General features: G+C 70.2%; 16 protein-coding genes. 9 read left to right on the top strand and 7 right to left on the bottom strand.

Going from position 1 to position 20586, the window contains the following annotated elements:
- Window positions 1-129: 129 nt before the first annotated feature.
- The gene (locus MTQ12_RS07760) at window positions 130-744 is read right to left on the bottom strand and encodes a PepSY domain-containing protein (protein ID WP_247425571.1); all 615 of its coding nucleotides are present in this window, start codon (window positions 742-744) and stop codon (window positions 130-132) included.
- A 257-nt stretch (window positions 745-1001) separates the two neighbouring features.
- On the opposite strand from MTQ12_RS07760, the gene MTQ12_RS07755 reads away from it, so the two are divergent.
- A complete protein-coding gene (locus MTQ12_RS07755; RefSeq protein WP_247425569.1) occupies window positions 1002-2075 on the top strand; it encodes an MBL fold metallo-hydrolase in 1074 nt (357 codons plus the stop codon).
- A gap of 208 nt (window positions 2076-2283) precedes the next feature.
- Here MTQ12_RS07755 and MTQ12_RS07750 read toward each other — a convergent pair whose 3' ends face one another.
- Window positions 2284-3255 (bottom strand): nitronate monooxygenase family protein, encoded by a 972-nt coding sequence (locus tag MTQ12_RS07750; protein WP_247425567.1) that lies wholly within the window; start codon window positions 3253-3255, stop codon window positions 2284-2286.
- A gap of 630 nt (window positions 3256-3885) precedes the next feature.
- Here MTQ12_RS07750 and MTQ12_RS07745 point away from each other — a divergent pair.
- A complete protein-coding gene (locus MTQ12_RS07745) occupies window positions 3886-5025 on the top strand; it encodes a C45 family peptidase (protein WP_247425565.1) in 1140 nt (379 codons plus the stop codon).
- A gap of 193 nt (window positions 5026-5218) precedes the next feature.
- On the opposite strand, the gene MTQ12_RS07740 is transcribed toward MTQ12_RS07745, so the two are convergent.
- The 3 genes from MTQ12_RS07740 to MTQ12_RS07730 all read right to left on the bottom strand — a co-directional run bounded on the left by MTQ12_RS07740 (window position 5219) and on the right by MTQ12_RS07730 (window position 7257).
- The gene (locus MTQ12_RS07740; protein WP_247425563.1) at window positions 5219-6340 is read right to left on the bottom strand and encodes an acyl-CoA desaturase; all 1122 of its coding nucleotides are present in this window, start codon (window positions 6338-6340) and stop codon (window positions 5219-5221) included.
- A 227-nt stretch (window positions 6341-6567) separates the two neighbouring features.
- Complete coding sequence (locus MTQ12_RS07735; protein ID WP_137318180.1) at window positions 6568-6990, bottom strand: VanZ family protein; 423 nt, start codon at window positions 6988-6990, stop codon at window positions 6568-6570.
- A gap of 93 nt (window positions 6991-7083) precedes the next feature.
- Window positions 7084-7257: a CsbD family protein gene (locus MTQ12_RS07730; protein WP_137318179.1), complete on the bottom strand. Its 174-nt coding sequence runs from the start codon at window positions 7255-7257 to the stop codon at window positions 7084-7086.
- Between the two features lie 215 nt (window positions 7258-7472).
- On the opposite strand from MTQ12_RS07730, the gene MTQ12_RS07725 reads away from it, so the two are divergent.
- From MTQ12_RS07725 to MTQ12_RS07705, 5 genes are all read left to right on the top strand, one after another.
- A complete protein-coding gene (locus MTQ12_RS07725) occupies window positions 7473-8345 on the top strand; it encodes a MaoC family dehydratase N-terminal domain-containing protein (protein ID WP_137318178.1) in 873 nt (290 codons plus the stop codon).
- A gap of 90 nt (window positions 8346-8435) precedes the next feature.
- Window positions 8436-9179: a DUF5058 family protein gene (locus MTQ12_RS07720; RefSeq protein WP_137318177.1), complete on the top strand. Its 744-nt coding sequence runs from the start codon at window positions 8436-8438 to the stop codon at window positions 9177-9179.
- 22 nt (window positions 9180-9201) lie between these two features.
- A complete protein-coding gene (locus MTQ12_RS07715) occupies window positions 9202-9930 on the top strand; it encodes a hypothetical protein (protein WP_137318176.1) in 729 nt (242 codons plus the stop codon).
- A gap of 48 nt (window positions 9931-9978) precedes the next feature.
- Entirely contained in the window at window positions 9979-11214 is a 1236-nt protein-coding gene (locus tag MTQ12_RS07710) for an amidohydrolase (RefSeq protein WP_137318175.1), read from the top strand.
- Window positions 11215-11266: 52 nt separating this feature from the next.
- A complete protein-coding gene (locus MTQ12_RS07705) occupies window positions 11267-12700 on the top strand; it encodes an amidase family protein (RefSeq protein ID WP_137318174.1) in 1434 nt (477 codons plus the stop codon).
- Between the two features lie 98 nt (window positions 12701-12798).
- On the opposite strand, the gene MTQ12_RS07700 is transcribed toward MTQ12_RS07705, so the two are convergent.
- Window positions 12799-13908 carry a hypothetical protein gene (locus tag MTQ12_RS07700; protein ID WP_137318173.1) on the bottom strand — a complete coding sequence of 370 codons (1110 nt, stop codon included), beginning with the start codon at window positions 13906-13908 and terminating at the stop codon, window positions 12799-12801.
- 103 nt (window positions 13909-14011) lie between these two features.
- Entirely contained in the window at window positions 14012-14752 is a 741-nt protein-coding gene (locus MTQ12_RS07695) for a TetR/AcrR family transcriptional regulator (RefSeq protein ID WP_175406801.1), read from the bottom strand.
- A gap of 102 nt (window positions 14753-14854) precedes the next feature.
- Between MTQ12_RS07695 and MTQ12_RS07690 the strand changes: the two genes are divergently transcribed.
- Together MTQ12_RS07690 and MTQ12_RS07685 are read left to right on the top strand one after the other, a co-directional pair.
- Window positions 14855-17710, top strand: coding sequence for an MMPL family transporter (locus MTQ12_RS07690; protein WP_247425561.1), 2856 nt, complete (start codon window positions 14855-14857; stop codon window positions 17708-17710).
- Window positions 17710-20289, top strand: a complete 2580-nt coding sequence (locus MTQ12_RS07685) for a YhgE/Pip domain-containing protein (RefSeq protein ID WP_137318170.1) — start codon at window positions 17710-17712, stop codon at window positions 20287-20289. Before MTQ12_RS07690 ends, MTQ12_RS07685 begins: the two co-directional genes overlap by 1 nt.
- Window positions 20290-20586: the final 297 nt, after the last annotated feature.

Genomic DNA, 20586 nt, shown 5'->3' with positions numbered 1-20586 from the left:
GGCGGTCGCCGGTCCCCGTAACCGACAGTACTCCTCCGCCGGGACACGGAGAACCCCCTCGAGCCGACAAGTGTCCTTGCGGTTCGAGGGAGTCGATGCGATGCTGCGGCCGGGAATGCTCCGAGCGGGTCAGCGGCTGTCCTCGGTGACCTCGCCGGTGGAGGGATCGACGAGGTAGTCCATCCGCTCGCCCTGCAGGGAGATCTCGTAGCGGACCTCGCCGTTCTCCGCATCGAGCTCGGCGTCGTCGAGGTCGCCCTGGTGCGCTTCGCCCACAGCGTTGATGGCCTCGAGCAGGGAGATGTCGGCCGCGCCGAGCTCCTCCGTGTCCTCGGTGTCCGCTGAATCCTCCTCGGTCGCTTCGATCGAGGAGCCGTCGGCGGAGACCGAGTACTCGAACTTCGTCTCCCCGTCGAGCGTCGTGACCTCCCACGTGCCGTTGTCGTCGTGATCGATCGACATGGCAGTGCCGCCCTCGCCCTCGGCGGTGGCGATCGCGGTCTCGACGACATCGATGTTGCCGATGCCCTGTCCGGAGCCCTCGGTCTCGCCGCCGGAATCCTCGGTCGAGGTGGTCGGCCGCTGGTCCGGAGCATCACTCGTCGGCGCATCGACGTTCGGGTCGCCGGTCTGGCCTTCGACGTCGTCCGGGGTGTCGGTCCCGCCGCATCCCGAGAGGACGAGGCCGAACCCCAGGGTGGAGGCGGCGATGGTGAGTGCGGGTCGCTTGAGCGTGCGCTTCATGACAAGGCTCCTTTTCGATCTGCGGATGTCCTGGGAACGCCTGCGGGACGTCCGGTATTCCCCGGTGGGGACCGATGAGGTGCCGATGGCGGCCCGGGTGCGGCCGGGCGCCGAGTCCGTCGCGGGGCCGGTGCCGCAGTGCAGGAGGCGCGGCCAGCACACCCTGCACCGGGGCCGAAGTGCTAACGTGACGAACGATTGTTCAATGGCTTCAAAGAGCCGGTTGTCACGACCGGCGGAGACGAAAGGCGCGATCGATGAAGATCGAATCCCTCAGCACCGAGCAGCGGCAGGCCTGGCAGGATCGGGTGCTGCCCCCGGTCGAGGAGGTGTCCGAGGGTGTCTGGGCGATCCCCGTGCCGATCCCGAACAACCCGCTCGTCTACACCTACTGCTACGCGATCGCCGAGGACCGCGGGGTCGCGCTCATCGATCCGGGCTGGGACGGCAAGGAGCAGCTCGCGGCGCTCAGCGAGGGACTCGCGCAGGCGGGCTTCGCGCTCACCGACATCACCGGGGTCGCGATCTCCCACTACCACCGCGATCACCTCGGCCTCGTGCCCGCGCTGTTCGCGCAGAACCCGGACATGTGGCTCGCCCTCCACTCCCACGACATCGCCACCCTCGACACCTTCCGGCGACGGGAGAAGGGGGCGGTCACCGGGGCCCACGGCAAGGCCTCGATCGCGGAGATCTACGGGGTTCCCGAGGAGCGTCACGGGGAGATCTCCCACCTCGAGGGGCGCCGTCGCGCGGACGCTTTCAAGGTCCCGGACTGGCCGCAGCAGATCATCGTGCTCGGCGACCATGACGAGCTGCCGATCTCCGGGCGCACGGTGCATTCGATGTGGACCCCGGGCCACACCTATGGCCACTCCGCGTTCCACGACGCCGGCGCCGGGATCTTCTTCTCCGGCGACCACGTGCTGCCGACGATCACCCCGAACATCGGCCTCGACGCGCCCTCGATCACCCACAGCCTCGCCGACTACCTCGAGTCCCTGCGCCGCATGTCCGGGCTCGACGAGGCCGTCACCGTGCTGCCCGCCCACGGGTTCCGGTTCCGTGGCCTGCAGGTCCGGGCCGAGGAGATCGCCCTCCACCACGACGAGCGCCTCGCGGAGATCCGCGTGCGATGGGAGGAGAACGAGGACCACTCCGTGTACTCGGTCGCGCAGGGCCTCCACTGGGCGCGCGGCTTTGAGGGGCTGAAGAACTTCAACCTGTTCGCCGCGCTCGCCGAGACCGCCGCGCACATGTACTACCTGGGCCTGCCCGTCGGCCCCGACGCAGCCCCCGAGCCCGACCCCGAGGTGGGCCTGCACGGCTGAGTCGCAGGCGCCCCGGGAGGGGCCGACGGCTCCGCCGAGGTGCGCTGACCAGGCAGGGTGCGGGTGCCTCGGGAGAGGTGCGGCACGCCTCGGGAGAGGTGCGGCACGCGTCGAGGGGCGGCTCTCCGATCGTGGAGAGCCGCCCCTCGGCGTGCGTCCGGGTGGCGGTGCGGGACGCCCACCCTGGTGGCGTGCACCCGGGTGGGTGTCAGCGGACCATGTCGGCGAGGCGGCCGGTGATGATCTGCTCGGCGTCCCTGATGATGCGGGTGATGAGCTCGTCGCAGGTGGGGACGTCGGTGATGAGGCCCTGGACCATGCCCACGGTCCACTGGCCGGCCTCGATGTCGCCGTCCTCGAACACCTTGCGCCCGCGCGCGCCGGCGACGAGGTGCTGGACGTCCTTGAACTCGCCGCCCTTGGCGAGGATGTCGACGGCCTCGGTGGACACGGCGTTCTTCCGCACGCGCACGGTGTTGCGCAGGGGTCGGAAGTTGAGGATCGTGTCGAGCTCGGAGCCCTCGACGATGGCCTGCTTGACGTTGTCGTGGACCGGGGCCTCCTGGGTGGCGAGGAAGCGCGAACCCATGTTGATGCCGTCGGCGCCGAGTGCCAGGGCTGCGGCCATGCCGCGGCCGTCGCCGAACCCGCCGGAGGCGATGAAGGGGATGGAGAGCTTGTCGGCGGCGGCCGGGAGCAGGATGAGGCCGGGGATGTCGTCCTCGCCGGGGTGGCCGGCGCACTCGAAGCCGTCGATGCTCACCGCGTCGACGCCGACGCGCTCGGCCTTGAGGGCGTGGCGCACGGCGGTGCACTTGTGGACGACCTTGACGCCGTGCTCCTTGAACAGCGGCATGAAGGGCTCGGGGTTGGCCCCGGCGGTCTCGATGACGGTGATGCCCTCCTCGACGGCGACCTTGACGTACTCGTCGTAGGGGACCGGGTTGATCGTGGGGAGGATGGTGAGGTTGACGCCGAAGGGCTTGGCGGTGAGCTCGCGGGTGCGGCGGATCTCGGCGCGGAGGTCCTCCGGGGTGGGCTGGGTCAGCGCGGTGAGGATGCCGAGGCCGCCGGCCTCGGACACGGCTGCGGCGAGCGGGGCCTTGCCGACCCACTGCATGCCGCCCTGGACGATCGGGTGCTCGATGCCGAGCAGTTCGGTGAAGCGGGTTGTGATCACGGGATTCTCCTTCGACGTGCCGTGTGGACGGAGGCGCGGTGCAGATGCGCGGTGCGAGCTGCGTGATGCGCCTCTCCGGGAATTTCACCGAACCGAACGAACGAACGGACAGTGTTGAATACCGACGGTACGGTCCGCGTGCCGACTTTTCAAGGCTGGGCGTGTGCTGGTGAGATCGGCGGCGGGGCTTGCGTGGCTGGTGGGCCCGTGGGAGTGCCGGGTGGCCGGCTGGTGCGCCACGGGAGTGGCCGGGCGGCCGGGCGGTCGTGCGCCGGAGGCGTTGCCGGGTGCTCGTGCGTCGCGGGAGTGGCCTGCGAGTGGCTAGGTGGGTGGGGTTCGCGGTGCGGACCGGAGCCGGCGCGCCGCTCGGCGGTCACTTCAGTGCGATTACTCCTGAATATCCGCACTGAATTGCACCTGGAAGCGTCCGGACCGCACTGAACTGCCCTCGGAACACCCGGGCCGCACTGGACTGACCTCGGAACGCCCGGACCGCACTGAGCTGCACCTGGAGACGCCGGGCCCGCACTGAGCTGCACCTGGAACCTCGCAACCGCACTGAACTGCTCGGCGAATCCGCCTTCCGGGCGGTCCTGTCGGCCATCCGGCTGCGCGGATAGCATGAGAACCATGTCACCTACGGAATCGCACGACCCGCAGCCGTCCCGCTTCGACACCGACCGGGTGGTCGACCCGGCGCTCGTGGAGCCGGAGCACCTGACCGTGTCCGGCGCCGACCACGCCGCCCGCGGCCGCGGCCGAGGTGAGCAGGCCGCCCGCGGAATCGCGCTCACCGTCGACGCCTACTCCTCACTCTTCTCCCGCCTCGGGATCACTGTGGACACCCAGCGCAGCGCCGCCGAGCAGTCGCTCGCCGCACTCGCCGACTGGGACCCCGCGCAGGTCGACGAGCTCACCGGCGTCGCGGCCGGTGCCGGCCTGGGGCTGTGGCAGGTCGGGCTCGTCAATGCGCGCACCGAGATCCTCACCCTCGCCCAGGTGGACCCGCGTGAATGCTCCACCCTCGTCCACGCGGCCCCGGGTGGGACGAAGGCCGTCCAGACCTGGGACTGGCACGCGGAGTTCGCCGATGTCTGGCACTACGAGAGCGTGACCGGGGTCGACGGCGAACTCGACCACCACGGATTCGCCGAGTACGGCATGCTCGGCAAGATCGGCATGAACTCCGCGCGGGTGGGCGTCATGCTCAACATCCTCAAGAATGCCGCGGACTCGGCCGGCGGCGTGCCGGTCCATTCGGTCCTCGCCGCCGCGTTGCAGCGCGGCCGCACCGTGGCCGAGGCGGTCGACATCATCCGCTCCGCGCGCACCACCTCGTCCTCGGTGATCACGGTGACCGGGTCGGACGCCGCGGTCATGGTCGAGATCGGCCCGGCCGGCACGCAGGCGTTGAGCGCCGACGGCTGGTTCGCCCACACGAACCACTTCGTGGGTTCGGAGCTGCTCGACGGGGCGCTCCCGCTCAACGCGGCGAGCATGTCCGAGGAGCGCCTCGCGCTCATCGAATCACGGGTCGCGGACGCCCCGGCGCCGGCGGACACCGCGGAGATGCTCGGCCACCTCTGCACGGGACCGGGGGAGGCGCCGGTGTGCCGCGTGCCCGAGCCCGGCAAGGGATTCGGGGAGCGGACCGCGACCCTCGTCACCGTCCAGTTCGACCCCGTGGCAGGCCGGGTGGTCATGAGCCCCGGCAGCCCGAACGACGTGGGCCGGGCGCAGGCGGTGGAGTTCAGCACGACGGCGCGGTGACATCAGGCGCAGGCACGCTCACACGTCGGTGCCCTGCCGTGTGCAGACGTCCCGCAGTGCGCCGGTGCCCGGCCAGGTGCACTGACGATCTGCGCCGCACCGACGCTCCACGCTGTGCTGTCACCCGACAGCCGAGGCGCGGGCACGGGGACCTGTGCCCGCGCCTCGGCGGTAGTGGGTGCGGGGAGTCGTGTCAGATCGCGCGTCCCGCCCCGGCCATCGGGCACTCGAACGGGTCGCGGGCCTTGATGCCCACGCGGTTGAGGTAGTCCACCACGGCGCCGTAGGACTGGAGGAGGGTGACCTCGGTGTAGCGGATGTCCCGCTCGGCGCAGAACTCGCGGACGATACGCTGCGCCTGCTTGAGGTGCGGGCGCGGCATGCTCGGGAACAGGTGGTGCTCGATCTGGTAGTTGAGCCCGCCCATGAGGTACGTGTTGAAGGTGTTGCCGACGATGTTGCGCGAGGTCGTCACCTGGCGGAGCAGGAAGTTCAGGGTCGAGCGGTTCTCCAGCTGCGGCATGCCCTTGTGGTTCGGGGCGAACGAGGCGCCCATGTAGAAGCCCCAGACGGCGACCTGCACGCCGAGGAACGCGAACGCCATGCCGAGCGGCAGGTACCAGAACACGAGTGCCGGCAGCGCGATGAGGCGGATGCTCAGGAGCACGATCTCCGCGGTGCGGTTCTTGAGCTTCTTGCGGGTGAGGACGGTGAGGATCGCGTCGCGGTACAGGTTGAGGCCCTCGAGGAGGAGAAGCGGGAAGAACAGGTAGCCCTGACGCTTGGTGAACTCGTGCGCGAGCCCGGTGCGGGCCTGCGCCTGCTCCGGGGTGAAGGCGACGACCGGGTCGAAGATGTCCGGGTCCTTGCCCTTGGTGTTCGGGTTGGCGTGGTGGCGGTTGTGCTTCTGCGTCCACCAGCCGATCGACAGGCCGACGATGAGGTTGCCCGTGATGAGGCCGTACCAGTCGCTGACCTTGTGCGAGGTGAAGATCTGCTTGTGCACCGCCTCGTGGCCGAGGAACGACATCTGCGTGAAGACGATGCCGAGCGCGGCGGCGATGAGGAGCTGGAACCACGAGTCGCCGAGCAGGACGAAGCCGGCGATGCAGCCGCCGAGGGCCGCCATGAGCACGGTCGTCATGACCCAGTAGAAGACCGGGGTCTTCTCCATGAGGCCGGCGTCGAGCACGAGCCGCTTGAGGGCGGCGAAGTCGCTCGTCGCGGCGCGGGACCGGGCGCCCGCCGGGCGGGGCCGCGGCGCTGGCGCTGTGGGGGAGTCGGCGACGGTGGCCGCTGCGGTGGTGGGTGTCATGGTGAATCCTCGAGACGTCGGCGCGTGGGGCTGCCCGGGTTCACATGAGAAGCGTGGTGCGAAGCGATCCAAGTACGTTCAGGCGACGATATGACCCACGCTACAGTGCCGCGCCGGGGCGAGGACACCGTGATCTCACGAAACGACGGATATGCACGGATTTCACATCTGGCGGCTACCAGGATCCTTGTCGGAATCGGGGCCGGTCGCAGGGGCACCGGGCGGGGTCAGCGCCGAGGTGCGGCGGGCGCCTCGGGCCCGGGCTCCTCCACCGGCACCGCCCGCCAGATCGCCCAGGCGAGTGCGATGCCGAGGAGGTCGGCCGCCCAGTCGCCGAACTCACCGGCGCGACGCGGCACGGCGAACGCCTGGATCAGCTCACTCGCCCCGCCGTAGAGTGCGGCGAGGACCAGCGTCCACGCGACCGGGGCGCTGAGGAGCAGGAGCGGGGTGATGAGCGCGGCGAAGATTCCGAAGTGCCCGAGTTTGTCGAGTCCGGGGAGCGCGCCGGGCTCACCGCTGCCCGGGCTGTAGAGCGCGAGGAGGTGGATGAGGAAGGCGAGCGCGAACCAGATGCGCAGCACCCAGGTGCCCGCCGACGCCCGATAGTCCACCTGCTCCCCCTCCGTGGCCGGCCCGTGTCCGCTCATGCCGGCGGATGATCCAGACTACCGGCCTGCTCGGGCACGGCAGAGCCCCGCCGTCCCTGCGGACGACGGGGCTCCGGTGCGCTCGTGCGGGCCTTACTTCTTGAAGGCGTCCTTGACCTTCTCGCCGGCCTGCTTGAGGTTCGCGCCCGATTCCTGCGCGTGCCCCTCGTTCTTGAGCGACTGGTCGTCAGAGGCGTCGCCGACTCCGGCCTTGGTCTTGCCGGCCATCTCGTCGGCCTTGTTGGAGATCTTGTCACCGAGTCCCATATGCAGCTCCTTCGGTCGTCGGACCGACCCTCCTGGTCGACCCTGCACCTCGACCCTATGCACGAAACCTCAAGATCAGTTGTGAGAAAGCAGTGCCCCTGGCACGCGCGCTCCGTGCACGGGTCTGCACAGCGTCAGCGGCACTGAGTAGGCTGGGCTCGACTGCTGGAACCGCCCTGCTCACCCCACGAGCCCGCACACCCGAAGGAGCCCCGATGAGCGAGACCGTCGACATCGCCCAGCTGCAGGAGTGGATCGGCCGATCCCAGAGCCTCGAGGACCTCGCCACTCCGGCCAAGTCCGCCGGGCTGCGCGCCATCCTCGACTACGACTCCGACCCCTGGGGCGGTCAGCTGTTCCCGGTCGGCTACTGGCTCCACTTCACCCCGGATGCCCCGCAGCACGAGCTCGCCGCGGACGGCCACCCGCACAAGGGCGGGTTCCTCCCGCCGATCCCGTTCCCGAGGCGCATGTGGGCCGGCTCCGACGTCACCTTCCACCGGCCGATCGCGGTGGGGGACCCGCTGCGCGAGGTCCAGACCATCAAGAACGTCGTCCACAAGTCGGGGCGCTCCGGCGACCTCGTGTTCCTCACCGTCGACCACGAGATCTTCGCCGCCGGCGAGCTCGCGGTCACCGACGTGCAGACGATCGTCTACCGGGAGGCCGCCCCCACCCAGCGGGCTCCCGAGCAGTCGGCGGCCGAGCGCGCCGCGCTCGCGCCGGCCGACACCTCGGACTGGGACTACTCCTATGTGGTGCGCCCCACCGAGACCCAGCTGTTCCGCTATTCGGCGCTGACCTTCAACGCCCACCGCATCCACTACGACCGGGACTATTGCCTGAACGAGGAGGGCTACCCGGGCCTGGTGGTCCACGGCCCGCTGTCGGCGACCCTCATGGTCGACGCTTTCATGCGCAACCACCCGGGCGTAGAGCTCAAGACCTTCGCGTTCCAGGCGCGCAAGCCGATCTTCGACAACACCCCCGTCGCCTACGTCGGTCGCGAGACCGGCGAGGGCACCTACGAGGTCGGCGCGGTCGATCCCGAGGGAACGGTCTGCCTCAAGGGCACGATCACGGTCTGAAACACGGCGTTCACGTGATCGGCGTCACAGATTGCTATGGTCGAGGCGTCAATCCGTTCCCCACTGTGATCTGAATTCGAGGAGCTGCCGATGGTAGTCGCCCAGGCCAATTCGACTGACATCGGCATCATCGCCAATGCGCCGCTCCTGTGGGTGCTGGCCGCGGCCGTGTTCGCCGTCATCCTGATCCAGTCCGCGATCTACATGCTCGCGGTCAAACGCAACGCTCAGGCGGCGGACATGAGCCAGGCGGAGGTCAACGCCTCCTTCCGGGCCGGCGGCGTCGCCGCAATCGGACCGTCACTGGCCGTCGTGCTGGTCTCCGTGGCACTGCTCCCGCTGTTCGGGACCCCGCCCGTGCTCGTCCGGATCGGACTCATCGGTTCCGCTGCCACCGAGACCGCCTCGGCCTCCCTGGCAGCAGGAACGATGGGGGCCGAACTCGGCGGGGAGGGCTACACCCAGGCCGTGTTCGTCGTCGCACTCATGGCGATGAGCCTGTCGGGGGCGATGTGGCAGATCAGCACGCTCGTGCTCACCCCGCTGCTCGGCAAGGGGAGCGACGCGCTCTCCCGGGTCAATCCTGCGCTCATGTCGATCGTGCCCGCAGCGGCTCTGCTCGCAGCCTTCGCGGCTCTGACGATCACGGAGATCCCCAAATCCCTTGCGCACATCGCGGCAGTGGTCGCCTCCGCCATCGTCATGGCGATCTGCCTGGTGCTCGCGCGCGTCCTGTCCCAGGCCTGGTTGCGGGAATGGGCGCTGGGAATCGCAATCGTCGGTGGTCTGATCGCCGCCTACGCCGTCCACCACGCCGGTTTCGGCGCTGCGTGAGCATCGAGTAAGGAGAACCATCATGACGACTGCCGCCCCGGATCTCGAAGCGCTGCATCGCAACTACTCCAAGACGACCTATCTGTGGGGCAATGTCACGATGGTGGCCTGCCTTCTGCTGGCCACCGCAGTGCCGTTCTATCTCTATTTCTCGACCGACCTCGGTATCGAGGTGTCGCATATCGTCACCGCCTTCATCGCGGTGGCCGCCGTCTACGGCGTGTTCTGGGTGGTCGAACCCGTGACGTACTTCCCCATCCTCGGTCCTGCCGGGATGTACCAGGCGTTCATGATCGGCAACATCTCCAACAAGCTCGTGCCGTCGGCGATCGTCGCCCAGTCGACCATCGGAGCCGAACCGGGAACTCGAAAGGCCTCGTACTCAGCGACCGCCGCGATCTGCGGTGCCGCCGTGGTGCATGTGCTCTCCATGCTCGTGCTCGTCGGCCTGCTCGGCACCTGGCTGGTCTCGATCACCCCGGAGCCGATCACCGAGGTCGCGCGGCTGTACATCCTGCCCGCGATCCTCGGCGGCGTCACCGTTCAGCTCATCGCGACGCTCAACCAGGTGCGTGCGACGATCATCGCTCTCGTCGTCTCGGCCGTGGTGGTCCTGCTCATCGTGCCGTTCAGCCCACCGCTCGTGAAGTCCTTCGCCACGGCCATCGCAGTCATCGCCACGATCGTCATCACCTGGTACGCGCGGGACCGCAAGGTCCGCAGCAGCTCTGACACCGCTCATATCAACTGACACGACTCACCCGATACGCTGGCCACACGCCGACTCCAAGGAGACCCCATGGCACTCGATCCCACCTTCCGCTCCGCGCTCGACGCCGAGATCCCGGCGCTCGTGGAGATGTATCAGCACTTCCACCGGCACCCGGAGCTCTCGATGCAGGAGCACCGCACGGCCGACGCCATCGAGGAGCACCTGCGCTCGTACGGCCTCGAGCCGTTCCGCTGCGGCGGGACCGGGGTCGTCGCCGTGATCGAGAACGGCGAAGGGCCCGTCGTCGCCTTCCGCGCCGATACCGACGGCCTCCCGATCGCCGAGCAGACCGGGCTGCCCTACTCATCGGAGGCGACGGGGACCCTGCCGGACGGCACCGAGACCCCGGTCATGCACGGCTGCGGCCACGACACCCACATCACCTCCGGCCTGGGTGCTGCGAAGCTCCTGACCGAGCACCGGGACCGCTGGTCCGGCACCGCGATCATGATCTTCCAGCCGGGCGAGGAGACGAGCGCGGGTGCTGCGGCGATGCTCGAGGACGGGATCTGGGACCGGGTGCCCCGCCCGGACGCGATCTACGGCCAGCACGTGTGGCCCGGCGTGGCCGGCACCGTCAACATCACCTCGGGCACGGCGATGGCGATGGCCGACTCCCTCGAGGTCATCGTCCACGGGCAGCAGGCGCACGGCTCGCAGCCGGAGAACGCGGTCGATCCGATCGTGCTCGGAGCCTTCATGATCACCCGCCTGCAGACGATCGTGTCCCGGGAGATCTCCGGGCGGGACTCCGCGGTGCTCACGATCGGCGTGTTCAACGGCGGGCTCAAGGAGAACATCATCCCGAGCAGCGCCCGCTTCACCATCAACATCCGCACCTACGATGAGGCCGTCCGGGAGACGGTGCTGACCGCCGTCGAGCGCATCATCACCGCCGAGGCGCAGGCTTCCGGGGCGCCCGCCCCGGAGATCCGCCCGATGTACGGCTTCCCGCCCGTGGACAACGACCCGGACCTCACCGCCTCGCTCATCCGTGCACTCGGCGACGAGCTCGGCGAGGACGCGGTCAACGTCACCCCGCCGGTCACCGGGTCGGAGGATTTCGGGCGGTTCGGCGACGCGATCGACGTGCCGTACGTATTCTGGTTCTTCGGCGGCTATTCGCAGGCGAAGGTCGACGACCCCGAGGAGGTGCTGAGCAATCACTCCCCGTTCTTCGGTCCCGACGAGGTCGAGACCACGCTCGGCACGGGGGTGCGCGCGGCTCTCACCGCACTCCTCGGGCACCTCGGCTCCCGCTGAGGCGCCCCGGCTCCACTCGCGAACGATAACCCGCTCCGAAGGAAGGCGCACAATGACCAGTGAGCTCACCTGGCTGTCCACCCGAGAACTCGCCCACCTCATCGGCACCGGTGAGCTCAGCGCCGTCGACGCCGCCGACGACCATCTCGAGCGGATCGCCGAGGTGAACCCCACCATCAATGCCGTCGTCACCCTCGACGCCGAGGCCGCGCTCGCCCGGGCGGTGGAGGCCGACCGCGCCTACGCCGCCGGTGAGCGGCTGCCGCTGCTCCACGGGGTGCCGATGACGCACAAGGACACGCACAGCACGGAGGGGATGCGCACGACCTTCGGTTCGCCGGTGTTCGCCGACAACGTGCCGGATGCCGACTCGCTCGTCATCGCCCGGCTCCGAGCCGCGGGGGTGAACACCACGGGCAAGACCAACGTCCCGGAGTTCGCCGCGGGCTCCCACACCTTCAACCCGCTGTTCGGCACGACGGTCAACCCCTACGACCCGTCCCGGTCGGCGGCCGGCTCCTCCGGTGGCGTGGGCGCGGTGATCGCCGCCGGTATCCAGGCCTCGGGAGACGGCTCCGACATGGGCGGATCGCTGCGGATCCCCGGGTCCTTCAACAACGTCGTCGGTCTGCGCCCGACGAACGGCCGGCTCCCGCACGTGCCACCGCAGGACCCATGGTCCTGGCTCTCGCAATCGGGCTTCATGGCGCGCACCGTGGGCGACGTCGCGCTCCTCATGCAGGCCGCGTGCGGGCCCGACCCGCGCGGACCCGGATCGATCGACGAGCCCGGAACGGTGTTCGACCTGCCCGAGTTCCGGCTCGGTGCCCGGTACGAGCCCGACCTCGACGGACTCCGGGTGGGCTTCGCCCCCGATTTCGCGGGGCGCGTCAGGGTCGAGTCGGCAGTGCTCGACATCGTGCGAGCCGCGGGCCCGGTGTTCGAGGAGCTCGGGGCGCAGATGAGCGAGGCGTGCATCCGGCTCGACGACGCCGACGAGGTGTTCGACACCCAGCGGGCCTACGACTTCGCGCTGAACTGGGGCGAACTCGTGCGGTCCCGGCGTGCGGACATCAAGGAGGCCGTGGTGTGGAACACCGAGCGCGGGCTCGCGCTCACCGCGGACGAGATCATCTCCAAGGACCGGGCGCGCGCGCGGCTGCGGGAGGACGTGGCGGAGTACTTCACCGAGCACGACATCCTCGTCACCACGATGGCGCAGGTGCTGCCCTTCGACGCGGGGATCGAGTACCCCACCGAGATCGAGGGGGTGCCCTTCGAGACCTACCTCGACTGGATGCGCTCGGCGACCCTGATCTCCGCCACCGGGTGCCCGGCGATCTCCGTGCCGGCAGGTTTCACCGCCTCCGGGCTGCCGGTCGGCATCCAGATCGTCGCCGCCCCCGGCCGGGACGTCGACCTGCTGCGCGTCGCACACGCCTTCGAGGCCGCGACCGGCCACCACCTGCGCCACCCGGAGATCTGAGGGTGCGCTGAGCCGGCGGGGGATGCCGCCGGCGCTCTCGGACTGCCCGGCATCGGTCATGCCGTCCCACGAAGTGACGCGGGGGCGACCGCTCCGGGCTAGACCGTCGCCGCAGCCCGGTCGTACGCGGCCACGAGGGCGTCATCGTCGGTGAGGGCGTCCCGGATGAGCTGCCACGGCACGACATCGAAGCCCTCCGCGCCGCCGTCGGCATCGCCGCCGGCGAACCGGACGAACGGCTGGCCCGAACGGGGGTCGTCGGCAGGGACCTCGGCCGCGAATCGCCACGTGCCGAACCCTGCCCGCCGGATCACCTCGCCGACGTAGCGCACCGCACCGGCCAGGTAGGCCTGCTCGTCCTGGCCGGTCATCGCCTCCGCATCGGAGTAGCGCTCCCGCAGGTCCGCTGTGAGGCGCTCGAGCGCTGCACGGCCGTACGCCCAGGCCTCCATCCCGCCGCCCTGCTCGTGGATCCACGCGGCGATGACCGGCTCGACCCCGCCGAGGAAGGCGTCGAGGTGGTCCTGCTCCGCTTGCGAGGGGCGCTCCCCGCCGGCCGAGAGGTCGATGCCCGTGCTCGAGCGGTTCGGCGTGCCCTGCTCGCCGAACTCCGCGAGCGCGTTCGCCAGCGCGGTGACGAAGGTGTCGCCGCGGCGCTCCTGCACCGCGGTCATGAGGAGTCCGACGAGCGAGATCGGGGTTCCGGCGGCCTCCCCGGCCGGCGAATCCGGCCGGATGAAGGGCATCCCATGGCCGGTCCCACCGTCCGGGTCGATGTCCCAGGTGCCGCCCACCGTGCGGAGCAGGGTCTCGCCGACGTAGCGGACGAGCCCTTCGGAGAACGGCTGGTTCTCCGCGGCCGCGACGGCCGCCGGGGAGGGCAGGCGAGTGAGCGCGAACGTTTCGACCCACGGCAGGGAGGCCGGGGAGAAGTCCTTGCGGAACTCCCTCTCCTCGCCGTCCTCACCGACGGTGATCGCACGCGGCAGGACGGCCTCGACGAACGAGCCCAGCTTGACGGGCATGTTGGACAGGAAGGCGCGGAACTCGGCGCGCTTCGCCTCGGCGTCGGCCGTGCTGGGCGCGGCGCCTCCGGCCGCCTCGCTCGTGTCGGGCGTGCTCACAGTCGCAGGGTCCTGGACCGCAGGCTCAGGGCCAGCTGAGCCCTGGGCGGTGGGGTTCGGGTCGGTGGGGTTCGCGTCGGTCATGCCCACCACCCTAGTGGCCAAAAGCCCGTCCGGGGCCTGGCGGGGGAGCGCACTCAGCGGAGCACACTCAGGGGAGCGTGGGCAGGGACGAGTGCACGAGTGCTCAGTCGAAGACGACGAACGCCCGGAGGATCCGGAAGGTCGGCTGCGGGTCGATGATCAGCGGGCCGGTGCCGGGCCACTCCGGGATCGCTTTCACCGAGGCCTCCTTGACGACCACCGCGAGGAGCTCGACGAGAGCGGCCGCCGGGATCGTCGTGCGACCGCCCAGCCGGTCGAGCACTGTATCGATGACCGCGGCGAACTGTTGGAAATAGGCGGCGAGCAGCTCCTCGTACTTGTCGAGCAGCTCGGGGACGCGCAGGGCGTGGAGGTGGATCTCGCGTTCGGCGAGCACCCAGTCGACCGATTCCGGGTATTCGATGAAGAAGCGTTCCAGAGCGAGCTCCATGAGGCGCTGCGGGTCCGCGGTGCCGATCGAATCGGCGACCTCGTCAAGACCGGACTCGGCGGCCTCGTTCACGCGGTCCATGGCACGCTTGATCCCGGAGTCGCACACGGCGAGGACGAGCGCGTCACGGGAGGCGAAATTCGAGTAGAAGGCGCCGCGCGTCATCCCGGCGGCCTCGGCGAACTCCTTGATCGAGGTGCCCGCGACGCCCTTGGCGACGAGCAACGGGATCGCGGCCTCGATGAGCTTGGTCCGCGTGCGCAGCCGACGCGGTGAGATCGACTCGGCGGCGGGTGCCGGGGCAGCTGCCGCCGCAACGACGGACGAGCCGTCGCCGGGGGGCTGCGCGGACTGTGCTGCGGGGGCGGCCTCGCAGCGGTCCACGGTGTTCATCGATTCCTCACGTCCTTGTTGCTCGGTCCATTTGCCATCCGGCCTCCGGCCCAGAATAATACACAACTGTATCCAATACATTTCCGTATCGAGAGTGGTGTCGTGTCCTCTTTTCTCTACGAACTCGGGCGGGCCGCGTTCCGGCGCCGGAAGACCGTCGCCGCGATCTGGGTGGCCCTGCTCGTCGTGCTCGGCGGCCTCGCCGGCCTGCTCGCCGGTGACTTCGACGACGACTTCACCCTGCCCGGCTCAGAGTCGCAGCAGGCACTCGACTCGCTCGCCCTCACCTTCCCCGAGGTCAGCGGCACCGCCGCGCAGGTGGTCGTCGTCGCCGCCGAAGGGGACGACATCACCGCCGAGCCCTACCGCAGCGCCCTCGAGGACTTCGCCGACGACCTCGGCGAACTCGACTCCGTCAACTCAGCGACCTCGCCGTTCATGGACGGAATCGAGGGCGTGATCTCCGACGACGACCGGGCCGCGCTCGTCAACATCCAGTACGACGGCGCGGTCGCCGAGCTCGGCGACCCGGTCAAGGACGCCCTCGCCGAGGCCACCGACGCCCTCGTCGCGGACCTGCCCGAGGGCACCCAGGCCTCCCCGGGCGGTGAGCTGTTCGGCGTCACCGGGGTGCACCTGTCATGGGTCGAGGCCATCGGCGTCGTCGTCGCCTTCGTCGTCCTCCTCTTCACCCTCGGCTCGCTGCGGGCCGCCGGCATGCCTCTCGTCACCGCGATCCTCGGCGTCGCGATCGGCATGGTCCTCATCGTGCTCGCCACCGGCTTCTTCGTGGTGAACTCGACGACCCCGATGCTCGCCCTCATGCTCGGCCTCGCCGTCGGCATCGACTACGCGCTCTTCATCATCTACCGGGCCCGCGACCTCATGGCAGACGGGCACTCCGCGGAGGAGGCCGCCGCCCGGGCGACGGCCACCTCGGGCTCGGCCGTCGTGTTCGCCGGCACCACGGTGATCATCGCGCTCGTCGGCCTCAGCGTCGCCGGCATCCCCTTCCTCACCGTGCTGGGCGTGGCCGCAGCGATCACCGTCGCGATCGCCGTCTTCATCGCCGTCACCCTGGTCCCGGCCCTGCTCGGCTTCGGCGGGGAGAAGCTGCGGCCCAAGCCCGGGAAGGCGCGCCGCGACGGCACCGAGAAGCCGCGCCTCGACCGGCGGCTGTTCGGCGCCTGGGAGACCGTCGCGACGAAGGTCCCGGCGCTCACCGTCGTCATCATCATCGTCGGCCTGGGCCTCTTCGCGATTCCCGCCCAGCGCCTCGAGCTCGCCCTGCCGAACAACGGCGGGGCGGAGGCCGGGACGCCCGCGAAGGAGAGCTACGACCTCATCGAGGAGAACTTCGGGCCCGGCTTCAACGGCCCGCTCGTCATGACGGCCGGCATCATCTCCTCCACCGACCCGCTCGGCGACATGGAGTCCCTGGCCGAGGACATCGAGGCCGTCGACGGCGTCCACTCCGTCGTCATGGCCACCCCCAACCGGACCGCCGACACCGGGATCGTGCAGATCATCCCCGAGTTCGCGCCCGACGACCACCGCACCAACCAGGTCGTCGAGGACCTTCGGGGTCTCGCCCCGCAGATCGAGGACGACTACGGCTTCGACACCGCGGTCACCGGCTACACCGCCGTCGCGATCGACGTGTCCGACCAGCTCGGCAAGGCTCTGCTGCCCTTCGGCATCTTCGTCGTCGGCCTCTCCGTCATCCTGCTGACCATGGTGTTCCGCTCGATCTGGGTGCCGATCAAGGCGACCGTGGGCTACCTGCTCAGCGTCGTCACCGCGTTCGGCGCCGTCGTCCTCGTGTTCCACGACGGGTGGCTGTCGTCGGCCATGGGCATCGCGCAGACCGGACCGGTCATCAGCTTCCTTCCGATCATCCTCATGGGCATCCTGTTCGGCCTCGCGATGGACTACGAGCTGTTCCTCGTCTCCGGCATGCGCGAGGCCTACGTCCACGGCGCGGGCGCACGTGAGGCAGTCCGCAAGGGCTTCCTCGGCTCGGCGAGCGTCGTCACCGCGGCCGCGGTCATCATGATCTCGGTGTTCGGCGCCTTCGTGCCCGTGGGCGAGGCGGGCATCAAGTCGATCGCGCTCGCGCTCGCCGTGGGCGTGTTCGTCGACGCGTTCATCGTCCGCATGACCCTCGTCCCTGCCGTCATGGCGCTCCTCGGAAAGCATGCGTGGTGGCTGCCGAAGTGGCTCGAGCGGATCATGCCCCACTTCGACGTCGAGGGCGAAGGGCTCTTCCACCAGGTGGCGCTGCGCGACTGGCCGCAGCCGGACTCCCCGTACCGGGTGTACGGCGAAGGGCTGGGACTCGACGCCGCCGGGGCCGGTTCCGGCCCGCTGTTCGACGGCATCGACGTCGCGCTCCTACCCGGCGAGGTGCTCGTCGCCACCGGCCGCGGGTCCGGCCACCTGCTCCTCGCACTGTCCGGCCGGCTGCCGCTCGACCGCGGCGAGCTCAAGATCGGCCGCGAGGTCATGCCCGAGCAGGCCGGCCGAGTCCGCTCCCGCACCCCGCTCATCGTCGTGAGCGCCGCCGACCCCGCACTCACCGCCGGCCCGGCCCGCCTGCGCGCACTCGCCCAGGACCCGCCCGCGCTGCTCGTCGTCGATCGCGCCGACCAGCCCGCGGATCCGGAGTCCGCGAGCCTCGTCACCGCGCTCGTCGCCGCAGCAGTGGACGCCGGTTCCGCCGTCGTGCTCGCGGTCAGCCACCCACAGGCGGACTGGATGGTCCCGGCACGCACCTCGTACACCTTCCTCGACCTCGACGACCACCGCCGCGCTCCGGTCTCCGCTCCCAGTGCGTCCCCCGGCCGCGGAGGATCCGGACCGGCCGGCGGCCGTCCCGCCGACCCCGGGGACGCGGGACCGGCAGACGGCCCCCGGGGCGACACCGACCACACGCAACTCATCGGAGGAACCCGCTGATGGCACTGTTCGAACGCGCCGACACCGGCCGTCCCGTCACCTGGATCTCGATCCTGGGACTCATCCTCGTCCCGGTGATCATCGCCGCCGGGTTCGTGTTCGCCGCCTGGCAGGCGAACGACCGGCTCGACTCCGTGCGCGCCGCGGTCGTCAACAACGACGAGGGCGCCGAGGTCGACGGTAAGACCGTGCCGCTCGGCCGGCAGCTGTCCGCCGGGCTCGTCGACTCCGAGGAGGACAACCTCGAATGGGTGCTGTCCGACGACGCGGATGCCGCCGACGGCCTGGCCAGCGGCGAGTACGCCGCCGTCATCACGATCCCCGAGGGGTTCTCCCGCGCCGTGATGTCGAGCGGCGAGGACGACCCGCTGCTCGCCCGCCAGGCGACCATCGACGTCACCTCCTCCCAGGTGTCCCCGCTCGCCGACGCGACGATCGGGCAGGCGATCGCCGAGGTCGCCCGGACCCAGTTCAACACCGGCTTCACCTCCCAGTACCTCGACAAGATCTACCTGGGCTTCAACGACATAGGCGAGCAGTTCCGCGAGGTCGCCGACGCCGCCGGCGAGATCGCCGACGGCACCGAGCAGCTCTCCGAGGGCACCGGGGACGCCGCCGAGGGCGCGACCGCGTTCGCCGACGGCGCCGAGCAGCTCGACGCCGGCTCTGGCCCGCTGGTCGAAGGGGCGAACGGGATCGCCGACGGCGCGGGCGGCCTCGCCACCGGAGCACGTGAGCTGTCCGGCGGTGCGAACGAGCTCGCCGACGGCACCGAAGAGCTCGCCGGGGGCGCCGGTGAGCTCGCCGATGGCGCTGATGAGCTGTCCGACGGGCTCGGCCAGATGCGGGATCAGACCGCGGACCTGCCGGATCAGACCCGGCAGCTCGCCGACGGCGCCTCCCAGCTGTCCGAGGGCGTCGACGAGTACACCGGCGGCATCGATGAGCTCGTCCGCCAGCTCGGCGAGTTCGACACCGGTGGTGAGGACGGGTCGATCGAGGACCTCACGGACGGCCTCGACGAGCTCTCCGACGGCTCCTCGCAGCTCGCCGACGGAATCGCCGGGATCAACGACGGGCTCGGGGAGTACCAGCAGGGCCTCGACGACCAGGCGGCGGCCGCCGGGAACCTCGCCGGCTCCGCGGAGAAGCTCGACGACCTCGTCGCCGCCGGTCTCATGACCAAGTCCGAGGCGCAGGCCACCCGCGCCCAGCTGTGCCCCAAGGGCACACCGGCCGAGGTGTGCGCCGGGACGGAGCGCGCCTTCGTCACCGGTCTGCTCTCCGGCACCGCCGGCGCGCTCGAGGGCGCTTCGGCGGGACTCGATCAGCAGGACCCGCGGACCGGGCAGTCGATCAACTCCGGGCTCGACGAGCTCGAGGACGGGGCCTCCCAGCTCGACGACGGGGTGCAGGAGCTCGCCTCCGGACTCGGCACCGCGCTCACCGGGCTCGTCGAGGGCCTCGCCGAGTTCACCGACCGCTCCGATGAGCTCCTCGACGGCTCCCGGCAGCTCCGCGAGGGCGCCTCGGGCCTGGCCGACGGCACCGACCAGCTCGCCGACGGCATGGGGGACCTGAGCGACGGGATCGGCGCCTCGGCCGACGGCGCCTCTCGGCTCGCCGACGGCACCGACCAGCTGGCCGACGGCACGGGTGAGCTCGCCTCGGGCGCCCGGCAGCTGGCCGACGGCACCGGTCAGCTCGCCGACGGCGCCGACGAGCTGTCCGCCGGGGCCGGGGAGTTCACCACCGGGCTCAGCGCCTACACCGACGGGGTGGGCCAGCTGTCCACCGGAGCCGGCGACCTGGCGACCGGTCTGACGGAGCTCGACGAGGGCACCGGCGAGCTCGCCGAGGGCACCCGCCAGCTCGCCGACGGCCTCGACGAGGGCAAGGACCAGATCCCGTCCTACACCGCGCCCGAGCGCGATGCGCTCGCCGAAGCGGTGTCCGAGCCGGTCGCCGCCGACGACGGGCTGCTGGGCTCGATCTCGCCGGCCTCGACGATCGCGCTGCTGCTCGTCATGGCGCTGTGGCTGGGTGCGCTCATCACCTACACCGTCGTGCGCGCCGTGTCGGCGACCGCCGTGACCTCCCCGAAGCCGTCGTGGGCGATCATGGCCCGGGGCCTGCTGCCGGGGCTGCTCGTGGCGGTCATCCAGGCGGTGATCCTCACGTTCGTCGGGCAGATCGTGCTCGAGCTCCACTTCTTCGATCTCACCGCGCTGCTCGTGCTCGCGATGTTCGCCGGGATCGTATTCATGGTGGTGAACTACGCGCTCGTCGCCTGGTTCGGCGGGGTCGGTCGCTTCGTGTCGGTGGCGCTCGTCGTGCTCGCCGTCGCCGGCCGGGCGCTCGGTGCGACGCCGGACTTCTTCCAGGCCGTGGCACCGTTCCTGCCGCTCACCCCGGCCTTCGACGGGGTCACCGCGATCGCCACCGGAGCGCCGGGCCTGGGGGCGGCGTGGGCCGGACTGTTCGGCTGGTTCGTCATCGGCACCGGCGCGGCGATCATCGCGGTGGCCCGGAAGCGGACGCTCACGGCCGGCCAGGCCTCCCGCCTCGTCCCCGCCTGACACCTCGATATCCGAAGGTTCCTGAGAGCGGAACCTTCGGATATCGAGGTCTCACGCGGTCGTGACCGGGAGTGACAGTGCTCAGAGCGATCGTCTCCGGGACATCAGTGCTCGGGGCGGCAGTGCCCGCGTCATCGACCTGCCATCTGTGCTCGACGCGTTCGTCGACCTACCATCTGTGCTCCGATACGACCCGGATTATCGAGCACAAGTGGCAGGTCGATGGTCAGACCGAGCAGAAGTGGCAGTTCGAGCGGTAACGGCAGGTCGACGACTGCGAAGAGCCTCAGATGCTGC

Source organism: Brevibacterium sp. R8603A2, assembly GCF_023072605.1.
Taxonomy (GTDB): Bacteria; Actinomycetota; Actinomycetes; order Actinomycetales; family Brevibacteriaceae; genus Brevibacterium; species Brevibacterium pityocampae.
The sequence above is the reverse complement of the archived record's forward strand: the minus strand, read 5'-3'. Positions and strand labels throughout refer to the sequence as shown.